This is a genomic window from Thalassobacter sp. (genome assembly GCF_982993085.1).
In genome coordinates this window covers 1-23,116 of the sequence record NZ_CEZFMW010000055.1, presented here as the reverse complement: position 1 = coordinate 23,116, position 23,116 = coordinate 1, and the positions used below count along the sequence as shown (strand labels likewise).

Below are 23,116 nucleotides of genomic sequence, written 5' to 3'. Positions count from 1 at the left end.
TTTCCGCTCAGTGACGGAGGACACCATGTCCAAGCACGCGCTTGATTTCGCGTTTGCCATGCTCTTGTGCGTGGCCTGTATTTTCCTTTGGTTCGTGGCGGATGGGTTCCGCGGATCTCCGCGCTATGCCCAGATTGATACCGATTTTTGGCCCAAGATCGTGACCGGCGTCGCAGCCATCCTGACAGGCATTATCGCGGCACAAAACGCCTACGCATGGTGGCAAGAACGACGGACATCGCGGATTGGTGAAACCATCACCATGGACTGGGCTCGCATCGGCCGGATGGCCGCGATGGGCATCTTGGTCTTGCTCTACTTCTTTACGTTCGATCGTGTGGGATTTTTGCTTGCGACAGTCGCCTTCCTTTGGGTGGCAGCGTTTTCGCTGCACGGAGGACGCCCGGTGACCAAGATCATCTTTGCGCCGGTGTTCACCATCGCGCTCACGGCATTGTTCACCAAGGTTCTGGGCCTGCCCGTGCCGCGCGGTGACGGTGTGTTTTATCAATTCAGCCTGATGTTCTACTAGGGAGCCGCCGCAATGGAAGCCTATCTCGAGGCCTTTGCCTTTATCTTCGGCAGCCCGGTCAACATCGCCTTCATCGTATTCAGCGTGCTATGGGGCATCGCCTTTGGCTCGGTGCCGGGGCTGACGGGCATTGTTGGGGTCGCGCTTTTGATCCCGTTCACCTACGCCTTTTCTCCGGAACAAAGCCTGCTGCTTTTGGGCGGCGTCTATGTTGGCGCGACGTTTGGCGGCTCAATCTCGGCCATTTTGTTCAACACCCCCGGCTCGCCCGAAGCCGCCTGCACCGCCTTGGATGGCTATCCAATGGCGCGCAACGGTCAGGGCGGCAAGGCACTGGGCATCGCACTCGCATCCTCCGCGATTGGCGGCATCTTCGGCACATTGGTGTTGATGCTGCTCGCCCCGCCTATGGCACAACTGGCTTTGGCATTCGGCCCGGCGGAATACTTTGCACTGGCCATTTTAGGCATCTCGGCAATTGCCTCTATCGGCTCCGGCTCGGTACTCAAGGGACTGGTGGCAGGCCTGATCGGACTTGGCGTAGCTACCGTGGGCCTAGACCCAATCACCGGCTTTGAACGGTATACCTTTGACAACCTGATGCTGCTGACAGGGATCAGCTTTGTCCCCGTCATCATCGGCACGTTCGCACTAGCAGAGGTGCTGAGCCGGGTGAGTGAGGGCAGCACACCATCAAATGTGATCACCAACGTTTCGACCAAGCTGCCCTCCCGGGAAGAAATGGGCGAAGTAAAGGGCACGCTGGCGCGTTCGTCCGTGATTGGCTCTATCATCGGCGCCCTGCCCGGCGTGGGCGCAACCACGGCGGCCTTCATCAGCTATTCTGAAGCGGTACGGTGGTCCAAGCGCCCGGAGAAATTTGGCACAGGTGTGCCCGAAGGGATTGCTGCCCCCGAAGCCGCCAACAACTCAGCCGTTGGGGGATCCATGATACCGCTGCTGGCTTTGGGCATTCCCGGCAGTGCAACCACAGCTGTGATGCTTGGCGGTCTAACGATCCACGGGATCGTGCCCGGCCCACTGTTGATGGAAAACAACACCCTTTTGGTCTATACCGTGTTCATCTCAATGATGCTGGCGAATGTCTTGATGCTGATCTTTGGCATCCGTGCGGCGCGGTATTTTGCGCTCATCCTCACGATCCCCTACGCCTATGTCGGCCCCGCGATCGTGGTGATGTGTATCACCGGTGTCTATGGGCTGAATGCCAACATGTTCGACATCGCGGTGATGCTTAGCTTTGGCCTTATCGGGGTGTTGCTGCGGGTCATGAGCTACCCTGTGGCGTCCTTCATCATTGGCCTCGTCCTCGGCCCCATCGCCGAGACCAGCTTGCGCCAAGGCCTGATGATTACGCAGTTTGACTATAGTGAGTTTCTGATGCGCCCGATTGCAGCGACACTGCTTACGCTGTCAGTCGCCTCGCTGGTTTATGGCCTCTACGGCCAGTGGAAACGCAGTCGCGGGTCGTCCGACGGATCGTCACCTGAGGCCGCTGAGTAAGTCATTACTTACCAAATACCACTAAAAGCGGCGCCACCTTAGCGAGGCGCCGCTTCGCGTATCACTCACTCCGCCACACGGGCGAGCGGCGTATGCGGGTCGGTCAAAGCTTGCCAAGCATCAAATTGCGCCAAAAACACCCGACCATTTAATGCACCCAACAAGTGGGATCGTTTGAGCCGGTCCATCACCGGCCCTTTCACTTCCGACAGGTGCAGCCCAACGCCCATATCCGCGAGGCGTTGGTTGATTTCTTCAAGGCTCTCAAGGGCAGAATAATCAACGTCATTGACGGCAGAACACATCAGTACGACGTTCTTGATCAATGGCCCCTCCGTCACGCGCTTTTGGATCAAATCCTCAAGAAACCGAGCGTTTACGAAATAAAGGCTTTCATCCACGCGCAGGGTCACAAGGCTAGGGTCTGTGATAACGCTGTGGCGGTGGATGTTGCGAAAGTGCTGAGTGCCGGGAACCAAGCCAACCTCAGCCACATGAGGCCGCGAAGTTTGATAGATGTGCAACAACGCTGAGATGATGACCCCGGCGGCCACACCGATCTCGACCCCCAAGCCGAGCGTCAACAGGATCGTGGCGGCCACAGCCGTAAAATCCGCCCGCGAATAGCCCCAAGTCTTTTTCAGGATCGACAGATCCACAAGGCCCAGAACCGCCACGATAATTGTGGCTGCAAGCGTGGCATTGGGCAGGAAATACACCAACGGCGTCAGGGCAACGGCCGCGATCGTCAGACCAATGGCCGTAAATGCGCCCGCGGCCGGGGTTTCGGCCCCTGCATCGAAATTCACGACCGAGCGCGCAAAGCCCCCCGTCACAGGGTACCCCCCCGTGAAGGCCGCGCCGATATTCGCCGCCCCCAAACCGATCAGCTCTTGGTCTGGGTCAATCCGTTGGCGTTTCTTGGCCGCGAGCGTTTGGGCGACCGACACGCTCTCGACGAAGCCAATGACCGAAATCAAGATGGCAGGTATGATCAACGCCCCTACAAGGTCAGGTGCAAAACTGGGCAGCGTTAAGGGCGGCAGGCTTTGCGGCACGGCGCCGACGATGCGCACGCCTTGATCCGACAAGCCCAAGCCCCAGACCGCGCCCGTCGTTGCGACCACGGCACCAACCGGACCAGCTTTTGTCAGGACATCAGCCAACAACCCCGGCGTGCCTATGCGCTTGAGCGTGGATTTCAGATGTTTGCGGACCCAGAACAAAAATGCAATCGCACTGACGCCGATCACGACCGTAGGCAGGTGAATGTCCGGCAGATGGGACACCAACGCGCTGAGAATTTCAGGCAACGTATGGCCGTGGGCTTCAATCCCCAAAATGTGCTTTAACTGACTTCCAGCGATCAAGATCCCCGACGCCGTGATGAACCCCGATATCACCGGGTGGCTCAGGAAGTTCGCCAGAAAGCCCAGCCGCAGCAGGCCCATCGCCAACAGCATCCCCCCCGACAGGCCTGCCAACGTCAGCGCAGCAACTGCGTATCCCGCCGTGCCCTGTTCTGCCACTTGGCCAATCGCTGAGGCTGTCAGCAACGACACCACTGCCACGGGCCCGACTGCCAACGACCGGCTGGTGCCAAACACGGCATACAACATAATCGGCACGATTGAGGCATAGATCCCCGCCTCGGGCGGCAAACCCGCCAACATCGCATAGGCCAACGATTGCGGGATCAGCATGATCGTCACGATGACGGCCGCAATAAGGTCATTGGACAGAGCATGGCGGTTGTAGCTTCGCCCCCAGTCAAGGATCGGAAGGTACTGGCGCAGATGGTGCATCGGTGGTCTCATCATAATCAAGGCGGTGACAACGAGGGGACGTCGCTGCCACCGCAGGGGAGCCCGACGGGAAGGTGCCGGGCAAAGCCCAAGGGGCGCTCTTGTTCACACAACACGCCCCTTGGGCGCCGCAGCAGGCCTACTCCGCTGCGACATTCACTTTCTCTGGCTTGGCAAGCCACTCTTTGCCGCGCAACATCGCCTTCCAATAGATCGGCGGCAGCAACGTTTCCTTCAGGAACCACGCCGCCCGGCTGGGCTTGGTTCCATCAATAATAAACGAGGGGAAGCTAGGTTTAAGCACGCCGCCGTAGCCAAACTCCGCCAGCACGATCTTGCCCCGTTCAACCGTTAGCGGGCACGATCCATAGCCGTCATATTGCGCGGTCGCGGAACGCCCATTGATGTCGGCCATGATGTTATCTGCGACCGTTGGGGCCTGTTTTCGGGCGGCGGCAGCGGTCTTGGCGTTGGGTGCGTTCATCACGTCACCCAATGACCAGATGTTCTCAAATTCTTTGTGCCGCAGTGTGGCTTGGTCTACGTCCACCCAACCGCCTGCATCTGCCAAGGGCGACACGCGGATAAAATCCGGCGCGGTTTGTGGCGGACACACGTGGATCACGTCGAACTCTACCGTCAGGGATGTCGCGGGTTCATTCGGCTTTTCTACGTCAAAGGTGGCCGTTTTGGTCGCGCCATCCACCGCGCGAAGTGTATGAAAGAAGTTCAGCGTTGCGTCGTATTTTTCTACGTACTTTTCCAAGGCCGGCACGTAGTCCTTGACCCCAAACAACACACCACCTGCGTTCATGAACTGAATATCGATGTTATCCAGTACGCAGCGCCGATGCCACGCATCACCTGACAGATACATCGCTTTTTGTGGCGCACCTGCACATTTGATCGGCATAGCCGGTTGCGTGAAAATGGCCCGCCCGGCGGTCATCTGGCGCACCAGCTCCCACGTGTAGGGAGCCAGATCATAACGGTAGTTTGAGGTCACGCCATTGCGACCCAGCGTTTCCTCAAGCCCCTCAACCCCGGCCCAATCCAGCTTTAACCCCGGGCACACCACAAGGCGGTCGTATTTCACCACACGGCACCCATCCAAGATAACGGCGTTTGCCTGCGGCTCAAATGCAGCAACAGCTGATTTGATCCAATGCACCCCCTTCGGGATGAGACTGCCCATGGTTTTCGCGGTCTGTTCCGCCGTGAATATGCCGCCCCCCACCATGGTCCAACCGGGCTGATAATAATGAACGTCGGCAGGATCGATGACAGCGATGCTCAGATCCCGATCACGCGCCTTTAGACTTGCCGCCACTGAGATGCCCGCAGCACCGGCCCCGACGATGACCACCTCAAAGTGTGCGTCGCCCGTGTCGGTGGGGGTCTTGCCCCCGTTGGCGATGCGGCGCGCCACGCCGTTCATGTCGTAGCCCGCCGCTTTGGTCGCGGCTAAGATATCGGGCATCGGGCGTTTGCCCGCCTCATGAAAGGACCATAGCGTGGCCGACCGTGTGCCCGTTCGGCAATAGGCCAAGATGGGCCGAGGCAACTCGGCCAAGGCGTAGGCAAAAGCCACCACATCATCATCCGTCACCATCCCCGCTGTAACGGGGACATATGCAACCCGCAGCCCGGCGGCTTTGGCTGCGACTTCGATTTCATCGAAATTGGGCTGATCTGCGCCTTCCCCATCAGGCCGGTTGCATATGATCGCGCGAAAGCCATGCTTCGCAACCTCATCCACATCCGCAGCCGTAATCTGGCGGCTAACAGAGACCTGAGGCGAGAGTCTTTTGATATCCATGAAACCGTCTCCCCTGCGCCTAAAGGACGTTGACCGGCACTTTGAGCATCGGATTACCGTCCTTGTCGGTTGGCACTTCACCTGCGCGCATGTTGACTTGTAGCGACGGGATAATCAGCCGTGGCATATCTAACTGCGCGTCCCGCTCGGTGCGAAACTTCACGAAGTCTTCCTTGGTTTTGCCACCGCCCACGTGGATGTTATGGGCTTTTTCATCGGCCACCGTGGTTTCCCACTGGATGTCGCGACCATTGGGGCCGTAGTCGTGGCACATGAACAGTCGTGTCTCATCAGGCAGCGCGAGCACCTTCATAATGCTGTCGTACAAGGTCTCTGCAGAGCCGCCCGGAAAATCACACCGGGCTGAGCCGCCATCCGGCATAAACAACGTGTCGCCCACAAAGGCCGCATCGCCCATCACATGCACCATGCACGCAGGCGTGTGACCCGGCGTATACATGGCAAAACACTCCATCTCACCGATGCGGTAGCGATCGCCATCCTCAAACAAGGCATCAAACTGGCTGCCGTCACGCTGAAACTCGGTCCCCTCGTTAAAGACCTTGCCAAAAACGTCCTGCACTACTGTGATTTTAGAACCCACACCGATTTTGCCGCCCAATCGTTCTTGGATATAGGGAGCGGCACTTAGGTGATCCGCGTGGACGTGGGTCTCAATAATCCACTCAAGGGTCAGGCCGCGGGCCTTTACCTGTCGGATCAATTCATCCGCATGCTCAAAGGTGATCCGACCCGCCGCGTAATCGATGTCCATAACGCTGTCGATGATGGCACAGCTATTAGATGCCGGGTCTTTGACAATGTAGCTGATCGTATTCGTGGCAGCGTCAAAGAAGGCCTGCACATCAGGTTTCAAGGACGTATTAACTGGGTAGTCAGTCATAATGTATCCTCCTAGGGCGATCACGCGGCCTGCGCAGCACGCGCCGCTATGGATTGAATAAGTTTGGCAATGAGGATTCCGGCAATCAGAGCCACGACGAAAATCAGAACCTCGCTGCGGCCAGTGCCCAAAGCGGGCAACGCGCCGCCCGGGCAAAAGCCCGCAATACCCCAGCCCACGCCGAAAAACGCGGACCCACCCAACAGTTTTGCATCAAGCTGGCGCGCCGTCGGGAGCGAGAATTCAGCCCCGAACAATGGGGCCTTGCGGCCCAATGTCAGCCGATACCCTATGAACGTCGTGACCAGCGCGCCGCCCATGACGAACATCAAGGACGGGTCCCAAGTGCCTGCAACATCAAAGAAGTTCAGAACTTTGGCCGGGTTAGCCATGCCAGAGATCAAGATCCCGATCCCAAAGATGAGACCTATGAAATATGTCAAAAACAAGCGCATGGTTTATCCTCCGATCACGTGGCGCACGACGTAGACGGTGGCACCCGTTGTCGCCATGAATGTCAGCGTCGCCGCAAGGGACCGAGGCGACAGCCGCGCCATGCCGCACACGCCATGCCCCGACGTGCAGCCAGATCCAAACGTGCCGCCAATGCCCACGATTAACCCGCCCACGATCAACATTGTGTTAGACACGGGCACCGTGACAGTTGGCATCGCGCCGGTGAGCGCGAGGATCACCAGAGGCCCAGAAACCATGCCCCCCAGCAATACAGCCCGCCACGTAAAATCCGTGCGCGAGGTGGGCTGAACCAGCCCCGCCAACACGCCCGTAGCCCCAAAAATCCGCCCCTGCACCAGCATCAAAAGTGTGGCCGCCAGCCCGATCAGGATGCCGCCGCCAAGCGACATCCAAAGTGTGAATTCTGTCTCAAACATTCAGCAATCCCGACAAGTTTTGAGGCCGATGATGCTGTAGAGGGGGCAATTGCCTACCAGTGCGGTCAGGGTGAACACAGCGGCCACACCGATGGCGAGGTAGAACAAGATGCCACCGCCAAATGCACCGAAAACCAAGGCCAAAAACAGCAGGACCAACGCGACAGCGACACGTGCGCCACGGTCCAGTTTTCCCATATTCGTCGTCATGTCGATCTCCTTTTCAGAATCAGATCATCATGACTTTGGCATGGGACACCCCAATGTGACGGTGACATTTGTCACTGTTTGGTTGGATTATTAACGATAGGTTATTGAGCGTGCGCTTTGCGCACCATCCGCTGCAAATCGGCCATAGCAACCAGCCTGACCTCACCGCGGGATTGTTCAACCCAGCCGCGGCGTTGGAATTCCGCAAGAGTGCGGGAAATGACTTCTCGCGCGGTGCCCAACTCGGTGCCCAGCGCCTGATGCGTTGCCCGCACGATGCCGCGTTCATCGGCCAGTTCCAGCAGCCGCGCCGCAAGCCGCACATCCATCCGTTGGAACACAATGTCGTCCACCAAGGCGAACAGATCCGTGATCCGCTTGGAATAGGCTTTGAACACAAATTCCCGAAAAATGGGGGAGCGCACGAGCATGTCGTCAAATGTTGCACGTGGAATTGCAACGGCCCGCATATCTGTCTCGGCTATGCCTTCGGCGGAATATTCCTCAAAGGCCAGCACGCAGGCCGTCGTGAGGATACAGCTGTCCCCTTCGCTGACCCGGTAGAGCGTAACATCTCGGCCAGTTTCGGATTTTTGCGTGACGCAGATCGTGCCTTCTAACAGCAACAGCAACCTATCCGCCGCCTCGCCTGGGCGAAAAATCGTGGTGCCGCGCGGCAAGGAAATCACCTCTGAGCCGCCCACCAAATCGTTTTGCAGCTCGGCGGGCAGGCTCATCAAGCCGGGGAACCGGTCAATCCAATTTTCGGCCACTGCGCATCCTCACTGCCTGCTTTTACCCCTGAGGCGCAGACAACCCGGCATCCATCAGCGCCTTGATCTGAGCCTTTGACGTGCCTGCGACCACACGGCCCAACTCATCCTCACCACGCAGGACGATCAGCGTTGAACGCCGTGGGATACCGCGAAACACGGTCACGTCATCGGCTTTATAGGTGTCCCAATCCACCTTCACAAACGTCATTCCTGCGTCATAGCTGGGATCATCCGCGCGCAGGGCGTTAATGACCCGTTCCTGCCGTTTGCACGTGCCGCACCATGTGGCCGAATAATCTACGAACACGGTTTTGCCTTCGGCCAAAGCCGCCTCAATCACGCCCGGTGTATAATAGACAAAATTTGCGGCCTGCCCGCTCAACGGGGTCAACGCCAGCGACAGGCCAGCAGCTAGGAAAAGACGACGGTGCATAGCGGTATCCTTTTACTAAATGGAAACAGAAAGATCTTGCAGCCAGATCGGCATCACATTCAAAAGCCATCCTTCGATCAGGTGGTGAACCTCAAAAAACAACAGTGCCCCGATTGCAAGAAACGTGGCCCCGATGATCGGCTTGGACCGTTCTGCCAAACCGCGAAGCGCCTGTGCACGGGGCCGAATGGCCTCTTGGGCGCCGAAACCCAAGCCCAAAATAAGGGTCGACACCCCCATCGCAAAGGCCACCATAATCAGAGTGACATAGCCAAGGTTTTCGCCCTGAGACGCGAGCGCAATCGCGCCCCCAAGCGTCGGACCGATACACGGCGACCACACTGTACCCAGCAACAAACCACCCGCGAACTGCCCCCACAGCGAACCCGCGTTCATGGCATTCATGCGCGTATCGGCCCCAGCTGCGACACCCGCTGTCGCCATCTCAAACCGTTGGGCGAACATTGGCACCACAAGGATCAGACCAAAGGCCATCATCAAGAGCGCGCCGATTTGGGCCAGCCGATCTTGGGTCAATCCAACACTCGCGCCAAAGGCCGTGACCAACACGCCAAACACGACAAACGACACGCTCATCCCCGCAGCCAACGCCAGCGGACCCGCGCGGTGCGCATTCAGCGCGGTAACCAGCACAATGGGTAAAACCGGCAGCACGCAGGGGTTAATCAACGTCAAAAGACCCGCTAAATAGGCAAAAACGAATTCCATGACCGCGTTTGTTTCCCTCGGGGTTTTGAGTTTCGAGGCTGTGCTTTGAGCCACTGGTCCCACATCGATATGCCCACTGTCACTTAACCGCTTGTCACATTTGCGTGTTGATGCAAGGACGTCTGCATTTTCTTGCTTTGATCCAAAAATACATTCATATTCACATTCAAGAATTTATCGGAGGAAGATCGTGACACTCTCACGCCGCACATTTTTGCAAGGCGCCGCCGCCCTGCCCGTTCTTGGCGCGATGCCCCACTTGGCCACGGCGAACATGGCGCTTGGATCCGCTACATTGACGACGGTCAGTGATGGTTCTCTGATGTTGCCCGGCAGCTTTATCTTTGACCCGATGCCCAAGGATGAGCTGGCCCCAATCTTGGCGCGATACGGCCAAGATAGTGCGCGACTGACACCGGAATGTAACCTCGCGCTGTATCGCGATGGCACCAACACCGTGTTGTTTGACGTAGGCTCTGGCCCGGACTTTATGCCCACCGCGGGCACGATCGTCGACAGCCTCGATGCCATCGGCCTATCCCCAGAGGACATCACGCATGTGTTGTTCACCCACGCGCACCCCGATCACATTTGGGGCCTGTTAGACGACTTTGACGAGCCGCTCTTCTATGAGGCCAAGTACATGATGGGCCGTGCAGAATGGGATTACTGGTGGAACCCCGAAACCGTAAACACCATCGGCGATGCCCGTGCCGCCTTTGCCGTCGGTGCCAAGCGACGGATGGAGGCGATTGAGGATGCCGTGATGCTGTTTGACGACGGCAACGAGGTGCTGCCCGGTATTGCTGCAATCTCAACCCCCGGCCACACGCCGGGGCACATGGCATTTGAGGTTCGACAAGGCACAGACGCTGCCTTGGTTGTGGGGGATGCAATTGGCAACCATCACGTGGCTTTTGCAAAGCCGAGCTGGGAAAGTGGCTCGGATCAGGATGGCGCTACGGCTGCCGCAACGCGCCAAATGCTGCTGGACCGCCTGAGCCAAGAACAGATGGCATTGATTGGCTTTCACCTGCCAGACGGCGGCATGGGGCGGGCCGAAAAAGAGGGAAGCGCCTACCGCTTTGTGTCCACATGAGCCTGCGCGTCCTGATTGCCGCCCTTTGCATCGCATCACCCGTTTGGGCCAGCGAGGACATTGCCGATCAATACCCTGGCTCGCCGCTTTACTCCAAGCCGGTTGAGGTCATCCCCCACGTATGGTCCGCCATCGGGGCAACCGCCCCGCCGACGTATGAAAACACGGGCCACAACAACAACCTCAGCTTTATCATCACCGGCGACGGAGTGGTCGTCGTGAATGGTGGCGCGGCCTATGTTTTGGCCGAGGCCTTGCACGAGGAAATCAAAAGTATCACCGACCAGCCCGTCAAACTGGTCATCGATGAAAACGCCCAAGGCCACGCCATGCTGGGCAATTCGTACTGGGCGGAACAGGGTGTACCCATCCTCGCCCACGTTGATGCCGCTCATGAAATCACGGAAAACGGCCACCGCATCCTCGAGGGCATGAAGCGGTACAACCGCGATAAGGCCCAGGGCACATTTGTCGCCCCTCCGACCCTCACATTCGAAGACGAATACATCGTTGAAATGGGCGATTTTCGCATCGAGGTCTTGCACCTTGGCCCCGCTCATAGCCCAGGCGACACGCAAGTATGGTTGCCGAACCAAAGCCTCGTGATTGCGGGGGACATGGCATTTCATGAGCGGATGTTGCCGATCTTTGAGGACACGATTGTCTATGACTGGATCGAAACGTGGGACACCTACTTTGAGCCCTTGGGCGCGACTTATGTGATCCCCGGCCACGGCCACCCCACCAACATGGACCAAGTCCGCCGCTATACCCGCGACTACCTTGTGCACCTGCGTGCGGTCGTGGGCGCGCACCTAGAGGACGGCGGCGATTTGGCCGGGGCTTACTACGTGGATCAAAGCGCCTATCGCAACCTCGATACATTCGAGGAACTGGCCACGAAAAATGCAGGCTTCGTGTTCGAACAGATGGAGTTCGAATAGCCCCCCACATCCAAGCCGATTTTGACCTAGGTCAACGATCTGGGCGCACAAAGGCGATAGGCCAACGAAAGGATCAAAAGGGCGCCATATGGAAACCTTAATCGACACCTTCGGAGAGCCGACACTGATGTTGGCGCTTGGCCTTATGGTCGGGACGGTTTTTGGGTTGGCGGCCTATCGTTCCCGGTTTTGCCTGCGCGCGGCCACTGCAGAATTGGCCGAAGGGCGGGTCGGTCCCAAGCTGATGATCTGGCTTGCGGCTTTTACCACTGCGGTCGTCAGCGTCCAAAGCGCCATTTGGATCGGTGCGCTAGATGTCTCAAACGCGCGTCAATTGGCCAGCGTTGGCTCTATGTCGGGGGCAATCATTGGTGGGCTGATGTTTGGCGTCGGGATGATCCTCGCGCGGGGCTGCGCCAGCCGATTGCTGGTGCTTTCGGCCTCTGGCAACCTGCGGGCGATCATAACGGGGCTGGTTCTGACGTTAACGGCACAAGCCTCACTGAGTGGGTTTCTTTCGCCTGTGCGCGAAAACCTAGCTGGGCTTTGGCTCGTTAACGGCGGTGCAGCGCGTGCCCTTTTTGCGCCGGAAAGTCCGCTTTTGCCCGTAGCGATCGCGTTATGCGCCACTTGCCTTATGGCCGTGCTGGTCTTTGGGCCACGCCTTGGCGCCCCAAGAAGTGACCTTGTGGGCGCAGTGGTTGTTGGCCTCGCGGTTTATGCAGGGTGGCAGGGCAGCTACGCCATCGCCAACGCGTCATTTGAGATGGTCGCGGTGCAGTCCGTAACCTTTACCGGCCCATCCACCGACACACTGATGACCCTTGTCACAGCGCCTACAATGCCGGCAAGCTTTGGCATGGGCCTTGTCCCAGGGGTGTTTTTCGGCGCGATGGTTGCGGCTTTTGTAATGGGCGAGGCACGTATCCAACGGTTTGAGCCGAACGTGCCCATGGAACGCTATCTACTTGGCGGCGTTTTGATGGGCTTTGGCAGTATGTTGGCGGGGGGCTGCGCCGTGGGCGCGGGCATGTCCGGGGGCGCGATCTTTGCCATGACGGCGTGGGTTGCAGTACTGTGCATGTGGATCGGAGCCATGACCACGCATGTCCTGTTGGACGCAATGGGTGATCCGAAGCTGATCTAGACCGTTTACTGGGCTGCGATAGGCTGCCGCGCCAGTTGGCATTGCGTCCAAAGCACCTCAAGCGCAGATACCAGTTTCGCCACATCCTGCGCGGTGTGAACCGGTGACGGCGTGATCCGCAGCCGTTCAGTCCCTTTGGGAACTGTGGGGTAGTTGATCGGCTGAATGTAGATCCCATGATCCCGCAAAAGCGTGTCCGAGATAAATTTGCACTTCACCGGATCCCCCACCATCACGGGGATGATGTGGCTGGGGTTTTCGATGTGCGGCAGGCCGATGGCATCAAGCTGGGCACGTACTTGGGCCACACGTGCTTGGTGCGCGGTGCGCTCAGCGTTGCTAGCCTTAAGGTGCCGGACCGAGGCCGCAGCACCCGCCGCCACTGCGGGCGGCAGAGCGGTCGTAAAGATAAACCCACTGGCGAAAGAGCGGACAAAATCACACAGCTCAGTCGAGGCCGCGATGTAGCCGCCAACAACCCCAAACGCCTTGCCCAAAGTCCCCTCAATCACCGTGAGCCGGTCCATCAGCCCCAACTGCTCAGCCAACCCGCCGCCGCGTGGACCGTACAAGCCTACGGCATGCACCTCATCCAGATAGGTCATCGCACCATACCGATCCGCGAGATCACAAATCGCCTCAATCGGAGCGATATCGCCATCCATAGAATAGACGCTCTCAAACGCGATCAGTTTGGGCTGCTCGGGCGGAAGAGCCGCTAATTTCGCCTCAAGGTCCTGAAGGTCGTTGTGTTTCCAGATCACCTTTTGCGCACGCGAATGGCGGATACCTTCAATCATCGAGGCATGATTCAACGCGTCTGACAGCACGACACAATCGGGAATTTCGGAAGCCAACGTCCCCAAGGCCGCCCAGTTAGACACATACCCGCTAGTGAACAGGAGCGCCGCCTCTTTGCCGTGCAGATCCGCCAGTTCAGCCTCTAACAGGACGTGATCATGGGTCGTGCCCGAAATATTGCGCGTCCCGCCGGCACCTGCGCCGGTGCGATCCAATGCCTCGTGCATGGCGGCCAGCACATCCGGGTGCTGGCCCATGCCAAGATAGTCGTTTGAACACCAAATCGTCACGTCGCCTTCGCCGGAATGGCATTTGGCCCGGGGGTAAGCGCCGCGGTGACGCTCTAATTCCGCGAATTCTCGGTAGTTGCCCTCATCACGCAAAGTATCGAGACGGCTGCGGAAGTAGTCTTGGTATTTCATCAGTTCCCCACGGCCTCCGCCACGATTTGTTGCATCAGGTCTTCGACGGCCTGCATCGACCCTTCGGGATAATCCTTGTGACCGACGGTGACACCATCATCCGTTTCCATGACGAATATCCCATATGGACAATAGGTGATGTTCATCGGATCAGCCTCCATCACTTGGCGCGATACAACCGCGGAGCAGAACAAAAAGATGTCCGCTTGCGAAAAGATCATCGTGTCGCTGCCCACGTCCGCGCCGGTGCGGTTCAGCATTTCACCCACATGGCTAACGTAATCGATCACCAGCCCTTGGCCGACGATCGCGCTTTCCACGGCAAACGTGGCGTCATCAAAACTGCCATCGAAGGCGTAGGTATACGCCTCATCCGCGACAGAGGGGGTACAGAGCAGGACGCCGAGTGTGGCAGCCAGAATTGAATGTTTCATCAGTCTATCTCCTTCCGGTTGCCAAAGTCTTACAAATCTATGCGCCCCGGGCTTTGCGCGAAATCAATTCCGGGACGCATTTGTTTTAAATTGGGACTAGCCCATCATGTCGGTGGTGATGCCTGTGTACCAACCTTCGGACTCGAGGTAGGTCGCCTGACGCACATCCGCGCTTTCGCCGGTCTGCGAGATGAACCCATCAACCTTGGCGATTTTCTCTGGCGTGGCCTCATATGTGGCGCCCACTTTCACACCATCGCCCGTCGCGATCAGCGACCAGCAGGTGTTAGAGAACTTGGCCGGGAACACACGGCTGCCAGTGAGCGCGCCGCGTACGGCATTCGCACACACCTTCGCCTGAGAGTTCGCAGAGAAGCCCGATTTCGGCATGTCACCTTGGCTGGACGCATCGCCCAGCACATAGATATCCGCGTCCGCCTTGGTGGACATGTCTGCCGCATTGACCGGGGCCCAGTTGCCCTCGGTCACGCCTGCCATATCCGCAATGCGACCTGCCTTCATGGCCGGGATCACGTTGCACACGTCCACGTTGGTGACTTCGCCATCGATGGTGATCGTCATCGCGCCGGGATCGACCAATACATTGCCACCGCCGAAATCATCACCGATCCAGTCGACCATGCCGGAGTAATGGTTGGCCCAGCCCTCTTGGAACAGCGCCATTTTCGAGAACTTGGCTTTGGGGTCGGCCACCAGAATTTTAGCAGTTGGATTGTTCTGCTTTAGGAAGTGCGCGACCATCGAGACCCGCTCATAGGGGCCGGGAGGGCAGCGGTATGGGTTAGGTGGCGCGACCATTGCGAACGTTCCGCCTTGGGGCATGCTTTCAAGCTGCGCACGCAGCAGTTCAGACTGCGAACCTGCCTTGTAGGCATGGGGCATCGCGTTTTGCGCGCTCAGGTCCCAACCTTCGACGGCGCCGTCCACAAAGTCGATGCCTGGTGACAGGATCAGCTTGTCGTAGGGCAGCGAACCGCCACCCGCGAGCGATACGGTCTTGGCATCACGGTCCACACCAACTGCCCAGTCGTGCACCACATTCACGCCACCAGCGGCCATGCTGCCATAACCATGGCCTAGCTCTTCCATCTCTTTAAAACCGCCTAGATAGAGGTTCGAGAAGAAGCACGTATAATACCGGCGCGTCGGCTCAATCAGCGTGACATTGATGGCGCCTTTGCTGTCTTTGGCGATGTAGCGTGCGGCTGTTGCACCGCCTGCGCCCCCACCCACAACAACCACGTTTGGCGTGCCGGCAGCACGCACCATTGGGGCCGCTAGCGTCGCGGCAGCGACCGCGGAGGTCGCCATGAAAGTTCTTCTGTTGATCGACATGTTGTCTCCCTTCCCTGTCTATTCTTCGATATTTGCGAAGTAAGCAGCCAGTGCGGCGATCTCCTCATCGCCAAGACGCCCGGCTACCATTTGCATGACAGGATGAGCGCGCTGCTTGTTCTTGTAGGCGTGCATGGCGAGCACAAAGTCCTCCTCCCGCCACAACACGATTGAGGGGATCCCGTCATCCCCACCCGTTGCCTGATGGCACGTGGTACATTCACCGCTCAGATACTCACCATATTCCGCATCCCCCACCAACGCGAGGATCGCGGGGTCAAGGTCATGGTCAGGTACTGTAGCGGTGGGATCGGCCTCGGGAATATTGGCCGGATCGTCAGAATAAAGCCGCAAGAAAGCGATCACATTCGCCCGGTCTTGCGGGTCTTTGAGGCCACGAAAGCTCATCCGTGTGCCGCTGGCCAAGGCGCGTGGGTTCTCAAGGAACACATCAAGCGTATCGGCGTGCCACTCCAGCCCGCTGGTCCCCGCACGGGTCAGGGCCTTGGAATAGCGGAAATCATCATAGCCTGCCGCAGGGCGTCCGAAGATGCCGTTCAAGTGCGGGCCGATGCGATGCTCAGCCCCCTGTCCCACCTGATGGCAGCGCTTGCACTGGTTGTAGATTTTCTCACCTTCGGCGGCATCCCCAATGGGGTCGGCCGTCACAGTGATGGGTGACGTCACCGCAGCGACCGACAGGGAGAAAAGGAAACCCCGAAACATCAATCAGTTCTCATAGGACTTGATGTAGGCGATGACCGCATCCAGATCTTCGGCCTTTTTCAAACCGGAGAACGCCATTTTGGTCCCGTTCATATAAGCCTTGGGCTGGGCAAGGAACGCGGTCAACTCGGCGTCGTCCCAAACGCGCCCCTCTTCCTGAGCCGACTGGAACACGCGCGAATAGCCAAAGCCATCAACTGATCCCATCTCACGCCCGAACAGGCCATTCAAATGCGGGCCAGTACGGTTTTGGGCCCCATCGCCGATTTGGTGGCAGGACTTACACTTGCGATAAACCCGTGCACCAGCGGCAACCAACTCAGCCCCAGCATCCGAGGGTGCGGCGGCAGGTTGTGCGCTTGCAACTTTAACCGGTTTTGGCGCGGCCTCCGGAATAAACGCGGCACCACTGGCCGAGAACGAAGGCAGGCCTTCGATCGTGGCGGGGTTCATCATCGATTCAGTGCCACCCTCAACCGGGGTGTCGACCAAAAACACGGAGCGCATGGTCACTTCGACCTCAGGTTTGCAGTTATCCATGCAGGGTTCGGTACGCCACTGGCTGTATTCCAGTTCAGCCCGGTCATCGACCACGAAACCGTCTTTGTTGTGCATCTCAAACGCAGCAAAGTTTTCGTGCGACAGTTCAAAATCGTCGTCCACCAGATCGTTCGAATAGAGAATATAAGCGACAATCGCATAGGTCTCATCAGCCGTTAATGTGCCGGCTTCGCCGAACGGCATGGACCGGTGGATATAATCCCAAGCGGTCGACAGATGCGGCCAGTAGGAGCCGACGGTTTTTACCGGGTCTTCGTTGGCGAGCGTGTCAAAACCACCCGCAAGCACGGGCCAGTTGTCGGCGCCTTCTGCGAAATCCCCGTGGCAGGATGCGCACTTTTCGGCAAAGACTTCTTCGCCCCAATACGCGTCACCGCGCCCTTCGGGCAAACCGCGACCATCGGGCAGAACGTCAACGTCCCATGCTGCGATTTCTTCGAGGTGAGCCGCACGACCCAACCCATATCCAGCGTCGGCAACAGGCGCCGGAGCAGTCAGATCGACGCCCATTGCAGCCGTTGCCGCAGCGGCGGCCTGAACGGCCTCAAACTCAACCTGTAATTCAGCCGCGCGTTGCGCCTCGTCTCGGGCTTTTTGCATTGCAGTAGACGCGTTCGCCTCTACTTGCGCCACACGCCCTTCCAGCGAGGCAATCTTGTCATTGCCGTAGTCACGGTTCGCAATCGTAATCGCAAGCGCCGCCGCAAGCGCGGTGCCCCCCGCGGCAGGTAAGAAAATTTGACTAAGAGACTTCGACATTCTCGGCGACCCCTTCTGCGTTCACGTACCAGGTCTGGATACAGTTATTGTGATAAACGGCGTTCTCGCCACGCTTCTCGCGCAGCTGATCTTTGGTGGGTTGCACGTAGCCGGTTTCGTCCATGGCACGGGCCTGCAACAGCATCGGTGCGCCGTCCCAATCAACATCAAGGTAGAACCGCGTGAGCGCCTTGGTGTCGCCCTGCTTGCCCAAACGCGCTTTTTCCCACGTTATGCCGCCATTGCGGGACACATCTACACGGGTGATCTGGCCATGGCCGGACCACGCAAGCCCCGAGATAACCAAAGGACCTGCACCATGTTTGATCGGCATTTGCGGGCTGGGCGAAGTGATGACGGATTTGGCATCCATCACCCATGTCCATTTGCGTGCAATGCCGTCCTCATAGACGTCAGTGTATTTAGATGTCTCTTCGCGGCTTTCGACCGCGCGATCCACGACCTCAATCCGGCGGATCCATTTGACCCACATGTTACCTTCCCAACCGGGCACGACAAGGCGTACGGGGTAGCCATGCTCCATCCGCAGGGCCTCACCGTTGGCTTTGAAGGCAACCAGAACGTCATCCAGCGCCTTTTCCATCGGGATGGAGCGACCGTTGGACGACGCATCCGCGCCCTCAACATAGACCCATTTGTCGAGCGACATGTCCGCACCCGCCTCAGCCAGAAGGGTGCGCAGCGGGACGCCGGTGTATTCCATGTTGTGGATCATACCGTGGGTGAACTGCACGCCGTTCAGCTGTGCACCCGCCCATTCCATACCGGTGTTGGCCGCACATTCACAGAAATACACGTGATTTTCGCGTGGAAATCGCTCGATGTCTTCGTAGGAAAACACCAGCGGCTTATCCACGAGCCCGTTGATCATCAGGCGGAAGTCATCCTTCGCCAGTTCAATCGCGCCAGAGTGGTGGCGCTCAAACGCACAGCCCTGCGGGGTGATCGTGCCTTCCAGCGCATGGATCGGCGTGAAGTTGATCGACGAAATCGGCGAGGCCGTCAGCCATTCCACATTGCGCCGCACCACGTCCTGCTCAAAGCGGATGGGCAGACCATAGGGCGTTTCATCAACGCCAGCCCCAAGGTAGGATTCCCAATCTTGAAGCTCCGTGATCAGCGGATCGGGGCCAGCGGCGTTCGCGGCACCTGCCACCGAACCCGCGGCCACTGCAGCACCCCCTCTTAGAAAGGCGCGGCGGGAGGGTTTGAACAAATCACTCATGGATCAAATTCTCCGGTCTACTTACACGCCGACAACGTCGACGCTGTTGTTTTCTGACACCGTGACGGTGCCAATTTTACGGATGTGGTTTTCCACCACGTCCCAAATCTGCGGCCCCTCTGTGCCTTCGTTCACACTGGCCCAACCCGCGACCACATAGGCGCGCGCAGGGTCAATCGGCTCACCCGTGCTGAGCAGGGTCATGTTTGAAATCCGCTCACCTTGGGGCTTGGACACATCAATCCGGTAGCCAAGGCCACCCGTGCGAACCATGTCACCGCCCTGTTGATAGAAAGGATCGGGGTTAAATATGTTGTCCGCGACATCCTCGAGCACGACCTTGAGGAACTCGCCGGTCATCTCGGAGCGGTAGGCTTCACCATAGCTCATGGAGGTGACGTTAAAGATGTCCTCACGGGTGATGTCCTGACCGGGGATCAGCGAGGGCCCCCAACGCACGCCGGGGCTAAGTGCGATCTCGGCTTCACGCTCTGACAGAAGTGCGTCACAGATCAGATCATCCCACGTGCCATTAAAGTTACCGCGGCGATACAGCAGGCTGTCGGTCTGACCGATTACTTCGGACAATTCAGCCGCATAAGGTGCGCGTTGCGCATCGATCAGAGCGGTCATATCCGCGTCGGGCGTGATCACGTCCGAGAAAACCGGGATCAACTTGGTGCGATATCCCATCATCCGCCCATCGCGAATATCAAGATCCACGCGGCTAACGAATTTCCCGTTCGAGCCGGAAGCCACAATAATCGTGTCGCCGACTGTAACGGCCTCTGGCAGCGCATCATGGGTGTGCCCTGACAGGATCACATCAATGCCCGGCACAACGCTGGCCATCTTTTTGTCCACGTCAAAACCATTGTGGCTCAGGACGACGACGCATTCAGCACCTGCAGCACGGACCTCTGCCACCATCGCAGCCATGTTTTCGTACCGAATACCGAACGAGAATTCGGGGAACATCCAGCGCGGGTTTGCGATGGGCATATAGGGGAACGCCTGCCCGATGACCGCGATCTTGGTGCCACCACGCTCAAACATTTTGTAGGGGGGGAACAGGTCGGTGGGTTCGTCCCACTCGGCGTCAAAAATGTTCTGACCGAGGGCCGCAAAGGGCAGTCCCTCAACCAGTTCAGCCACACGGTCGCTGCCGAGCGTGAATTCCCAGTGGAAAGTCATCGCATCAGGCTGCAACGCGTTCATAACGTTGACCATATCCTGGCCTTGGGTCTTGTGACACGTGTAGGAGCCGTGCCACGTGTCACCCCCGTCCAGCAGGATCGCATCGGGACGGTCCGCACGGATCGCGTTAACCACGGTGGCCACGCGGTCCATGCCGCCGACCTTGCCATAGCCCTGAGCCAGCGCCGAGAAATCTCCGGAGCTGAGCGCGTAGTGGCTCGGGCTTCCGTCCTCAATGCCGTACAGCTTGCGGAAATCGGCACCTGTTACGTGAGGCACAGCGCCCTTGTTGCCGCCGACGCCGATATTAACCGATGGCTCACGGAAGTAGATCGGCTTGAGCTGAGCGTGGATGTCGGTGATGTGGATCAAAGAGACATTGCCAAAGGTGTCGAACTGCAAAAGCTGGTCTTGCGTCAGCCGCTGCTGTGCCGCCAGTCGAGCCCAGTTCCCGAAACCAGAACCGCCGACCAGCGCCGAGGCCGCCATGCCCACCTGAAGAAAATCGCGCCGCGAAATCATGTGTCTCTCACTCCAAATTACATATGCGCATAAGTGAATGTTATGCGGCGAGAAAAGGCCCCGGGATGAACCGGAGCCTTTTGTTTAGTTTCGTTAGTTGCGGACCGAAGGGCCCTCGACGCTGAGGCCGTTACCGCGCGAGGCGACATACAACTCAAGGGCGACGAAATCAGCCGAACCAGGCTTGAACGTTTCGGCGCGTGTGTCACGGACACAGCCTTTGAAACGTGCGTGCACGGAATTAAGCTTGGTATTTTTCAGACGGTATGTTGGGAAACCGTTGATCTGACCTTGGCTCAGGTGATCCGCACGGATCATCATGCCATAGCTGTCTTCGTGGCAGTTGGCGCACGAAAGCTCCAATTGACCGGTGCGTGTGTAATACAGTTCCTTGCCCTGCTCCCACATGGATTGCGCAGGACCGTCAATTGCGACGTTCACGGGCATCCCACGGGATACGGACGAAATCAGCGCGGTCATGTTGGTCATATCCCCGCCTGTGTATTTCCACTTGTCGGCACCCATCTGGTTTTCGCGGCAGTCGTTAATCTGCATTTCCAGAGTGCGCACCTCTCCGGCGGCTTCGTTCCACTTGGGGTAGACCGCACGCACACCGCGCAGCGATTCTACATCCTCGTGGCACGACGCGCAGGAGTTACCCTTGGTTCCGTCAGCCGTGTTCCAAACTTCGGCAGCCGCCTCGACGAAGATCATCGCAGGGTTTTCGAAGTCGTCCATTTGCAACGCCTGTGTCTCATCAGCGCGGAAACGCCAGCCGGAATACACCGTGCTGAGGTTTTCAGTATGCGCCGGAGCCGCAGCCTCGGTGATCATTTCGATCTCTTCGTTGACGACCAACTGGTCGGTGTCCGGCTCTGCGTTGGCCCCTGCGGCCACACAAGCGGCTGCAGCAAAGGCTATGGCACGGGTCAGTGTCTGGGGTCTGTTCACCTTGAGTCCTCCCTCACGCGGTGTTGGTCGTTCAGCCGATCTTGATGGACTTGGTTTCCTCGTAGACCGAGCCATCATCGTCGTACCACGTGAATTTGAAATCGCCAGCCTCGGGGACGACGGCATCAAACTGGAAGTACGGGTTGGTCGAGATCGCAGGCTCAAGCGCCACGTCAACCACGTTTTCACCGTTAAAGTCTGTCGTGAAACGGTTGATGATCGAGCGTGGGATGGGGTTGCCATCGCTGTCTTTACGCTGACCGCTTTCCATTTTGTGGCTGATCAGCGTCTTGATGGTGATCGTTTCGCCAGCTGCCGCTGTTTTGGGAACTTTGACCCGGGGTTTTACACCAGATGCCATTGGTTATCTCCTTGTAATCTAAGGTTAGCCGCCGCAGCCGCCGATGGTCACTTTGACGTTGGCCTTAGCCATCTGGAACGAGCCGTCTTCCATCTTGGCGACGGCAACAACGTTCTGCGTCGTCGCAAGACGGATACGTGTGGCAGCACTGCGCGAAGCGCTAAGCGGGCCAAACTTAAAGGTCGCAACGCCGGGTGTTGGATTGCCGTCAGCAAACAGAGTGATCGCGACTGCGCCGGGGGCATCAACAGCGACAGGCACCGTGTTACCGTTTTCCGCGATTTCGGGTGCGGTGATTGTGATCGCGCCTTCGCCAGCTTCCGCACCGCCCGTCAACGCTGCGATCGCGTCGTCGGTCAGGCTTGCGTAGGCGGATGCGCCGGTGATGCTCGCAATAGCGAACGTGCTAGCGCCGATTGCGAGCAGCTTACGCCGTGTCAGTTCCATGTTTGGCTCCATCTTGTAGAGTTAATCGTATTTGAGGGTCATCAGGTAGGCGACGACATCCTCAATCTCTTGTGCAGTCAGGAGAGGCATAACCTCACCCTCGGGGTGTGCTTTGCCGGTGTAGGCATCGCCCAAGCGGGTAAACCCAGAAGTTTTGTAGAACGACGGCATCATGCTGCCCTCGAACATGATTTTTGCGTTGGCAACGATCCCACGCAGTTCTGCTTCGCTCCAGCGGTCAGCAACGCCATCGAGCATCGGGCCGATTTCGCCGTGGAATGGCAGGTGGTTCAACGCGGTGACCTCATGACATGCGATGCAGTTTCCCGCGCCTTTGTTCATGATGACAGCCCCGTTTTCGGCGTTGCCCGGCGTGCCCGTCAGTGAGGTGGCAACAGCACCGTCCACATAGGCCACATCCTGAGGCTTAACGATCTCTGCCGTTACTCCGGTAGCGGTCAAAGCGATGGCCGCTGCGGCCAGAAATGCAATTTTCATGCGTCCTCCCTAGGTCGATT

General features: G+C 58.2%; 25 protein-coding genes. 5 read left to right on the top strand and 20 right to left on the bottom strand.

Going from position 1 to position 23,116, the window contains the following annotated elements; all coding sequences use genetic code 11:
* Both AC4GMC_RS10260 and AC4GMC_RS10255 read left to right on the top strand, forming a co-directional pair.
* A partial coding sequence (locus AC4GMC_RS10260; RefSeq protein ID WP_490391450.1) for a tripartite tricarboxylate transporter TctB family protein occupies positions 1 to 532 on the top strand: 532 nt, incomplete at its 5' end.
* A 12-nt stretch (positions 533 to 544) separates the two neighbouring features.
* Positions 545 to 2,056, top strand: coding sequence for a tripartite tricarboxylate transporter permease (locus AC4GMC_RS10255; RefSeq protein WP_487875702.1), 1,512 nt, complete (start codon positions 545 to 547; stop codon positions 2,054 to 2,056).
* A gap of 65 nt (positions 2,057 to 2,121) precedes the next feature.
* Here the strand turns inward: AC4GMC_RS10255 and AC4GMC_RS10250 are convergent, their stop codons facing one another.
* The 9 genes from AC4GMC_RS10250 to AC4GMC_RS10210 form a co-directional block, all read right to left on the bottom strand.
* Entirely contained in the window at positions 2,122 to 3,861 is a 1,740-nt protein-coding gene (locus tag AC4GMC_RS10250; RefSeq protein ID WP_487875703.1) for a SulP family inorganic anion transporter, read from the bottom strand.
* A 139-nt stretch (positions 3,862 to 4,000) separates the two neighbouring features.
* The gene (locus AC4GMC_RS10245; RefSeq protein WP_487875704.1) at positions 4,001 to 5,680 is read right to left on the bottom strand and encodes a bifunctional protein tyrosine phosphatase family protein/NAD(P)/FAD-dependent oxidoreductase; all 1,680 of its coding nucleotides are present in this window, start codon (positions 5,678 to 5,680) and stop codon (positions 4,001 to 4,003) included.
* Positions 5,681 to 5,699: 19 nt separating this feature from the next.
* Positions 5,700 to 6,584: an MBL fold metallo-hydrolase gene (locus AC4GMC_RS10240; RefSeq protein WP_487875705.1), complete on the bottom strand. Its 885-nt coding sequence runs from the start codon at positions 6,582 to 6,584 to the stop codon at positions 5,700 to 5,702.
* A gap of 20 nt (positions 6,585 to 6,604) precedes the next feature.
* Positions 6,605 to 7,039 carry a DUF6691 family protein gene (locus tag AC4GMC_RS10235; RefSeq protein ID WP_487875706.1) on the bottom strand — a complete coding sequence of 145 codons (435 nt, stop codon included), beginning with the start codon at positions 7,037 to 7,039 and terminating at the stop codon, positions 6,605 to 6,607.
* A 3-nt stretch (positions 7,040 to 7,042) separates the two neighbouring features.
* Entirely contained in the window at positions 7,043 to 7,477 is a 435-nt protein-coding gene (locus AC4GMC_RS10230; protein ID WP_487875707.1) for a YeeE/YedE family protein, read from the bottom strand.
* The gene (locus tag AC4GMC_RS10225) at positions 7,478 to 7,687 is read right to left on the bottom strand and encodes a YgaP family membrane protein (RefSeq protein WP_487875708.1); all 210 of its coding nucleotides are present in this window, start codon (positions 7,685 to 7,687) and stop codon (positions 7,478 to 7,480) included.
* Between the two features lie 101 nt (positions 7,688 to 7,788).
* Positions 7,789 to 8,460, bottom strand: coding sequence for a Crp/Fnr family transcriptional regulator (locus AC4GMC_RS10220; protein WP_487875709.1), 672 nt, complete (start codon positions 8,458 to 8,460; stop codon positions 7,789 to 7,791).
* A gap of 22 nt (positions 8,461 to 8,482) precedes the next feature.
* Complete coding sequence (locus tag AC4GMC_RS10215; RefSeq protein ID WP_487875710.1) at positions 8,483 to 8,896, bottom strand: thioredoxin family protein; 414 nt, start codon at positions 8,894 to 8,896, stop codon at positions 8,483 to 8,485.
* A gap of 15 nt (positions 8,897 to 8,911) precedes the next feature.
* Positions 8,912 to 9,625: a cytochrome c biogenesis CcdA family protein gene (locus AC4GMC_RS10210; protein WP_487875711.1), complete on the bottom strand. Its 714-nt coding sequence runs from the start codon at positions 9,623 to 9,625 to the stop codon at positions 8,912 to 8,914.
* 190 nt (positions 9,626 to 9,815) lie between these two features.
* On the opposite strand from AC4GMC_RS10210, the gene AC4GMC_RS10205 reads away from it, so the two are divergent.
* The 3 genes from AC4GMC_RS10205 to AC4GMC_RS10195 all read left to right on the top strand — a co-directional run bounded on the left by AC4GMC_RS10205 (position 9,816) and on the right by AC4GMC_RS10195 (position 12,815).
* Entirely contained in the window at positions 9,816 to 10,724 is a 909-nt protein-coding gene (locus AC4GMC_RS10205) for an MBL fold metallo-hydrolase (RefSeq protein WP_487875712.1), read from the top strand.
* Positions 10,721 to 11,668: an MBL fold metallo-hydrolase gene (locus tag AC4GMC_RS10200; protein WP_487875713.1), complete on the top strand. Its 948-nt coding sequence runs from the start codon at positions 10,721 to 10,723 to the stop codon at positions 11,666 to 11,668. The genes AC4GMC_RS10205 and AC4GMC_RS10200 overlap by 4 nt, the downstream gene beginning before the upstream one ends.
* Positions 11,669 to 11,756: 88 nt before the next feature.
* Complete coding sequence (locus tag AC4GMC_RS10195) at positions 11,757 to 12,815, top strand: YeeE/YedE family protein (protein WP_487875714.1); 1,059 nt, start codon at positions 11,757 to 11,759, stop codon at positions 12,813 to 12,815.
* Positions 12,816 to 12,820: 5 nt separating this feature from the next.
* On the opposite strand, the gene hemA is transcribed toward AC4GMC_RS10195, so the two are convergent.
* The 11 genes from hemA to soxX all read right to left on the bottom strand — a co-directional run bounded on the left by hemA (position 12,821) and on the right by soxX (position 23,096).
* Positions 12,821 to 14,038, bottom strand: a complete 1,218-nt coding sequence (hemA, locus tag AC4GMC_RS10190) for a 5-aminolevulinate synthase (RefSeq protein ID WP_487875715.1) — start codon at positions 14,036 to 14,038, stop codon at positions 12,821 to 12,823.
* Positions 14,038 to 14,472, bottom strand: coding sequence for a DUF302 domain-containing protein (locus AC4GMC_RS10185; RefSeq protein WP_487875716.1), 435 nt, complete (start codon positions 14,470 to 14,472; stop codon positions 14,038 to 14,040). The genes hemA and AC4GMC_RS10185 overlap by 1 nt, the downstream gene beginning before the upstream one ends.
* A 96-nt stretch (positions 14,473 to 14,568) precedes the next feature.
* On the bottom strand, positions 14,569 to 15,828 hold the full coding sequence (locus tag AC4GMC_RS10180) for an FCSD flavin-binding domain-containing protein (protein ID WP_487878834.1): 1,260 nt from the start codon (positions 15,826 to 15,828) through the stop codon (positions 14,569 to 14,571).
* 18 nt (positions 15,829 to 15,846) lie between these two features.
* Positions 15,847 to 16,554: a c-type cytochrome gene (locus AC4GMC_RS10175; RefSeq protein WP_487878650.1), complete on the bottom strand. Its 708-nt coding sequence runs from the start codon at positions 16,552 to 16,554 to the stop codon at positions 15,847 to 15,849.
* A 3-nt stretch (positions 16,555 to 16,557) separates the two neighbouring features.
* Complete coding sequence (locus tag AC4GMC_RS10170) at positions 16,558 to 17,874, bottom strand: c-type cytochrome (protein WP_487878651.1); 1,317 nt, start codon at positions 17,872 to 17,874, stop codon at positions 16,558 to 16,560.
* Positions 17,858 to 19,120 carry a sulfite dehydrogenase gene (gene soxC, locus AC4GMC_RS10165; protein ID WP_487876441.1) on the bottom strand — a complete coding sequence of 421 codons (1,263 nt, stop codon included), beginning with the start codon at positions 19,118 to 19,120 and terminating at the stop codon, positions 17,858 to 17,860. Before soxC ends, AC4GMC_RS10170 begins: the two co-directional genes overlap by 17 nt.
* 21 nt (positions 19,121 to 19,141) lie before the next feature.
* Entirely contained in the window at positions 19,142 to 20,839 is a 1,698-nt protein-coding gene (gene soxB / locus AC4GMC_RS10160; RefSeq protein WP_487876440.1) for a thiosulfohydrolase SoxB, read from the bottom strand.
* Between the two features lie 93 nt (positions 20,840 to 20,932).
* A complete protein-coding gene (gene soxA, locus AC4GMC_RS10155) occupies positions 20,933 to 21,772 on the bottom strand; it encodes a sulfur oxidation c-type cytochrome SoxA (protein WP_038008300.1) in 840 nt (279 codons plus the stop codon).
* Positions 21,773 to 21,821: 49 nt separating this feature from the next.
* A complete protein-coding gene (gene soxZ, locus AC4GMC_RS10150; RefSeq protein WP_487876439.1) occupies positions 21,822 to 22,151 on the bottom strand; it encodes a thiosulfate oxidation carrier complex protein SoxZ in 330 nt (109 codons plus the stop codon).
* A 24-nt stretch (positions 22,152 to 22,175) separates the two neighbouring features.
* Entirely contained in the window at positions 22,176 to 22,598 is a 423-nt protein-coding gene (gene soxY / locus AC4GMC_RS10145; protein WP_038008172.1) for a thiosulfate oxidation carrier protein SoxY, read from the bottom strand.
* 21 nt (positions 22,599 to 22,619) lie between these two features.
* On the bottom strand, positions 22,620 to 23,096 hold the full coding sequence (gene soxX / locus AC4GMC_RS10140) for a sulfur oxidation c-type cytochrome SoxX (RefSeq protein ID WP_487878833.1): 477 nt from the start codon (positions 23,094 to 23,096) through the stop codon (positions 22,620 to 22,622).
* Positions 23,097 to 23,116 lie beyond the last annotated feature (20 nt).

Coding starts and splice junctions, on each gene's coding strand:
- AC4GMC_RS10175 (WP_487878650.1), bottom strand. CDS start 16,554: ATGTTTCGGGGTTTCCTTTTCTCCCTGTCGGTCGCTGCGGTGACGTCA.
- AC4GMC_RS10180 (WP_487878834.1), bottom strand. CDS start 15,828: ATGTCGATCAACAGAAGAACTTTCATGGCGACCTCCGCGGTCGCTGCC.
- AC4GMC_RS10245 (WP_487875704.1), bottom strand. CDS start 5,680: ATGGATATCAAAAGACTCTCGCCTCAGGTCTCTGTTAGCCGCCAGATT.
- AC4GMC_RS10185 (WP_487875716.1), bottom strand. CDS start 14,472: ATGAAACATTCAATTCTGGCTGCCACACTCGGCGTCCTGCTCTGTACC.
- AC4GMC_RS10170 (WP_487878651.1), bottom strand. CDS start 17,874: ATGTCGAAGTCTCTTAGTCAAATTTTCTTACCTGCCGCGGGGGGCACC.
- AC4GMC_RS10230 (WP_487875707.1), bottom strand. CDS start 7,477: ATGTTTGAGACAGAATTCACACTTTGGATGTCGCTTGGCGGCGGCATC.
- AC4GMC_RS10240 (WP_487875705.1), bottom strand. CDS start 6,584: ATGACTGACTACCCAGTTAATACGTCCTTGAAACCTGATGTGCAGGCC.
- AC4GMC_RS10255 (WP_487875702.1), top strand. CDS start 545: ATGGAAGCCTATCTCGAGGCCTTTGCCTTTATCTTCGGCAGCCCGGTC.
- AC4GMC_RS10210 (WP_487875711.1), bottom strand. CDS start 9,625: ATGGAATTCGTTTTTGCCTATTTAGCGGGTCTTTTGACGTTGATTAAC.
- soxX (WP_487878833.1), bottom strand. CDS start 23,096: ATGAAAATTGCATTTCTGGCCGCAGCGGCCATCGCTTTGACCGCTACC.
- AC4GMC_RS10215 (WP_487875710.1), bottom strand. CDS start 8,896: ATGCACCGTCGTCTTTTCCTAGCTGCTGGCCTGTCGCTGGCGTTGACC.
- AC4GMC_RS10195 (WP_487875714.1), top strand. CDS start 11,757: ATGGAAACCTTAATCGACACCTTCGGAGAGCCGACACTGATGTTGGCG.
- soxB (WP_487876440.1), bottom strand. CDS start 20,839: ATGATTTCGCGGCGCGATTTTCTTCAGGTGGGCATGGCGGCCTCGGCG.
- hemA (WP_487875715.1), bottom strand. CDS start 14,038: ATGAAATACCAAGACTACTTCCGCAGCCGTCTCGATACTTTGCGTGAT.
- soxY (WP_038008172.1), bottom strand. CDS start 22,598: ATGGAACTGACACGGCGTAAGCTGCTCGCAATCGGCGCTAGCACGTTC.
- AC4GMC_RS10250 (WP_487875703.1), bottom strand. CDS start 3,861: ATGCACCATCTGCGCCAGTACCTTCCGATCCTTGACTGGGGGCGAAGC.
- AC4GMC_RS10225 (WP_487875708.1), bottom strand. CDS start 7,687: ATGACGACGAATATGGGAAAACTGGACCGTGGCGCACGTGTCGCTGTC.
- AC4GMC_RS10200 (WP_487875713.1), top strand. CDS start 10,721: ATGAGCCTGCGCGTCCTGATTGCCGCCCTTTGCATCGCATCACCCGTT.
- soxC (WP_487876441.1), bottom strand. CDS start 19,120: ATGAGTGATTTGTTCAAACCCTCCCGCCGCGCCTTTCTAAGAGGGGGT.
- AC4GMC_RS10235 (WP_487875706.1), bottom strand. CDS start 7,039: ATGCGCTTGTTTTTGACATATTTCATAGGTCTCATCTTTGGGATCGGG.
- soxZ (WP_487876439.1), bottom strand. CDS start 22,151: ATGGCATCTGGTGTAAAACCCCGGGTCAAAGTTCCCAAAACAGCGGCA.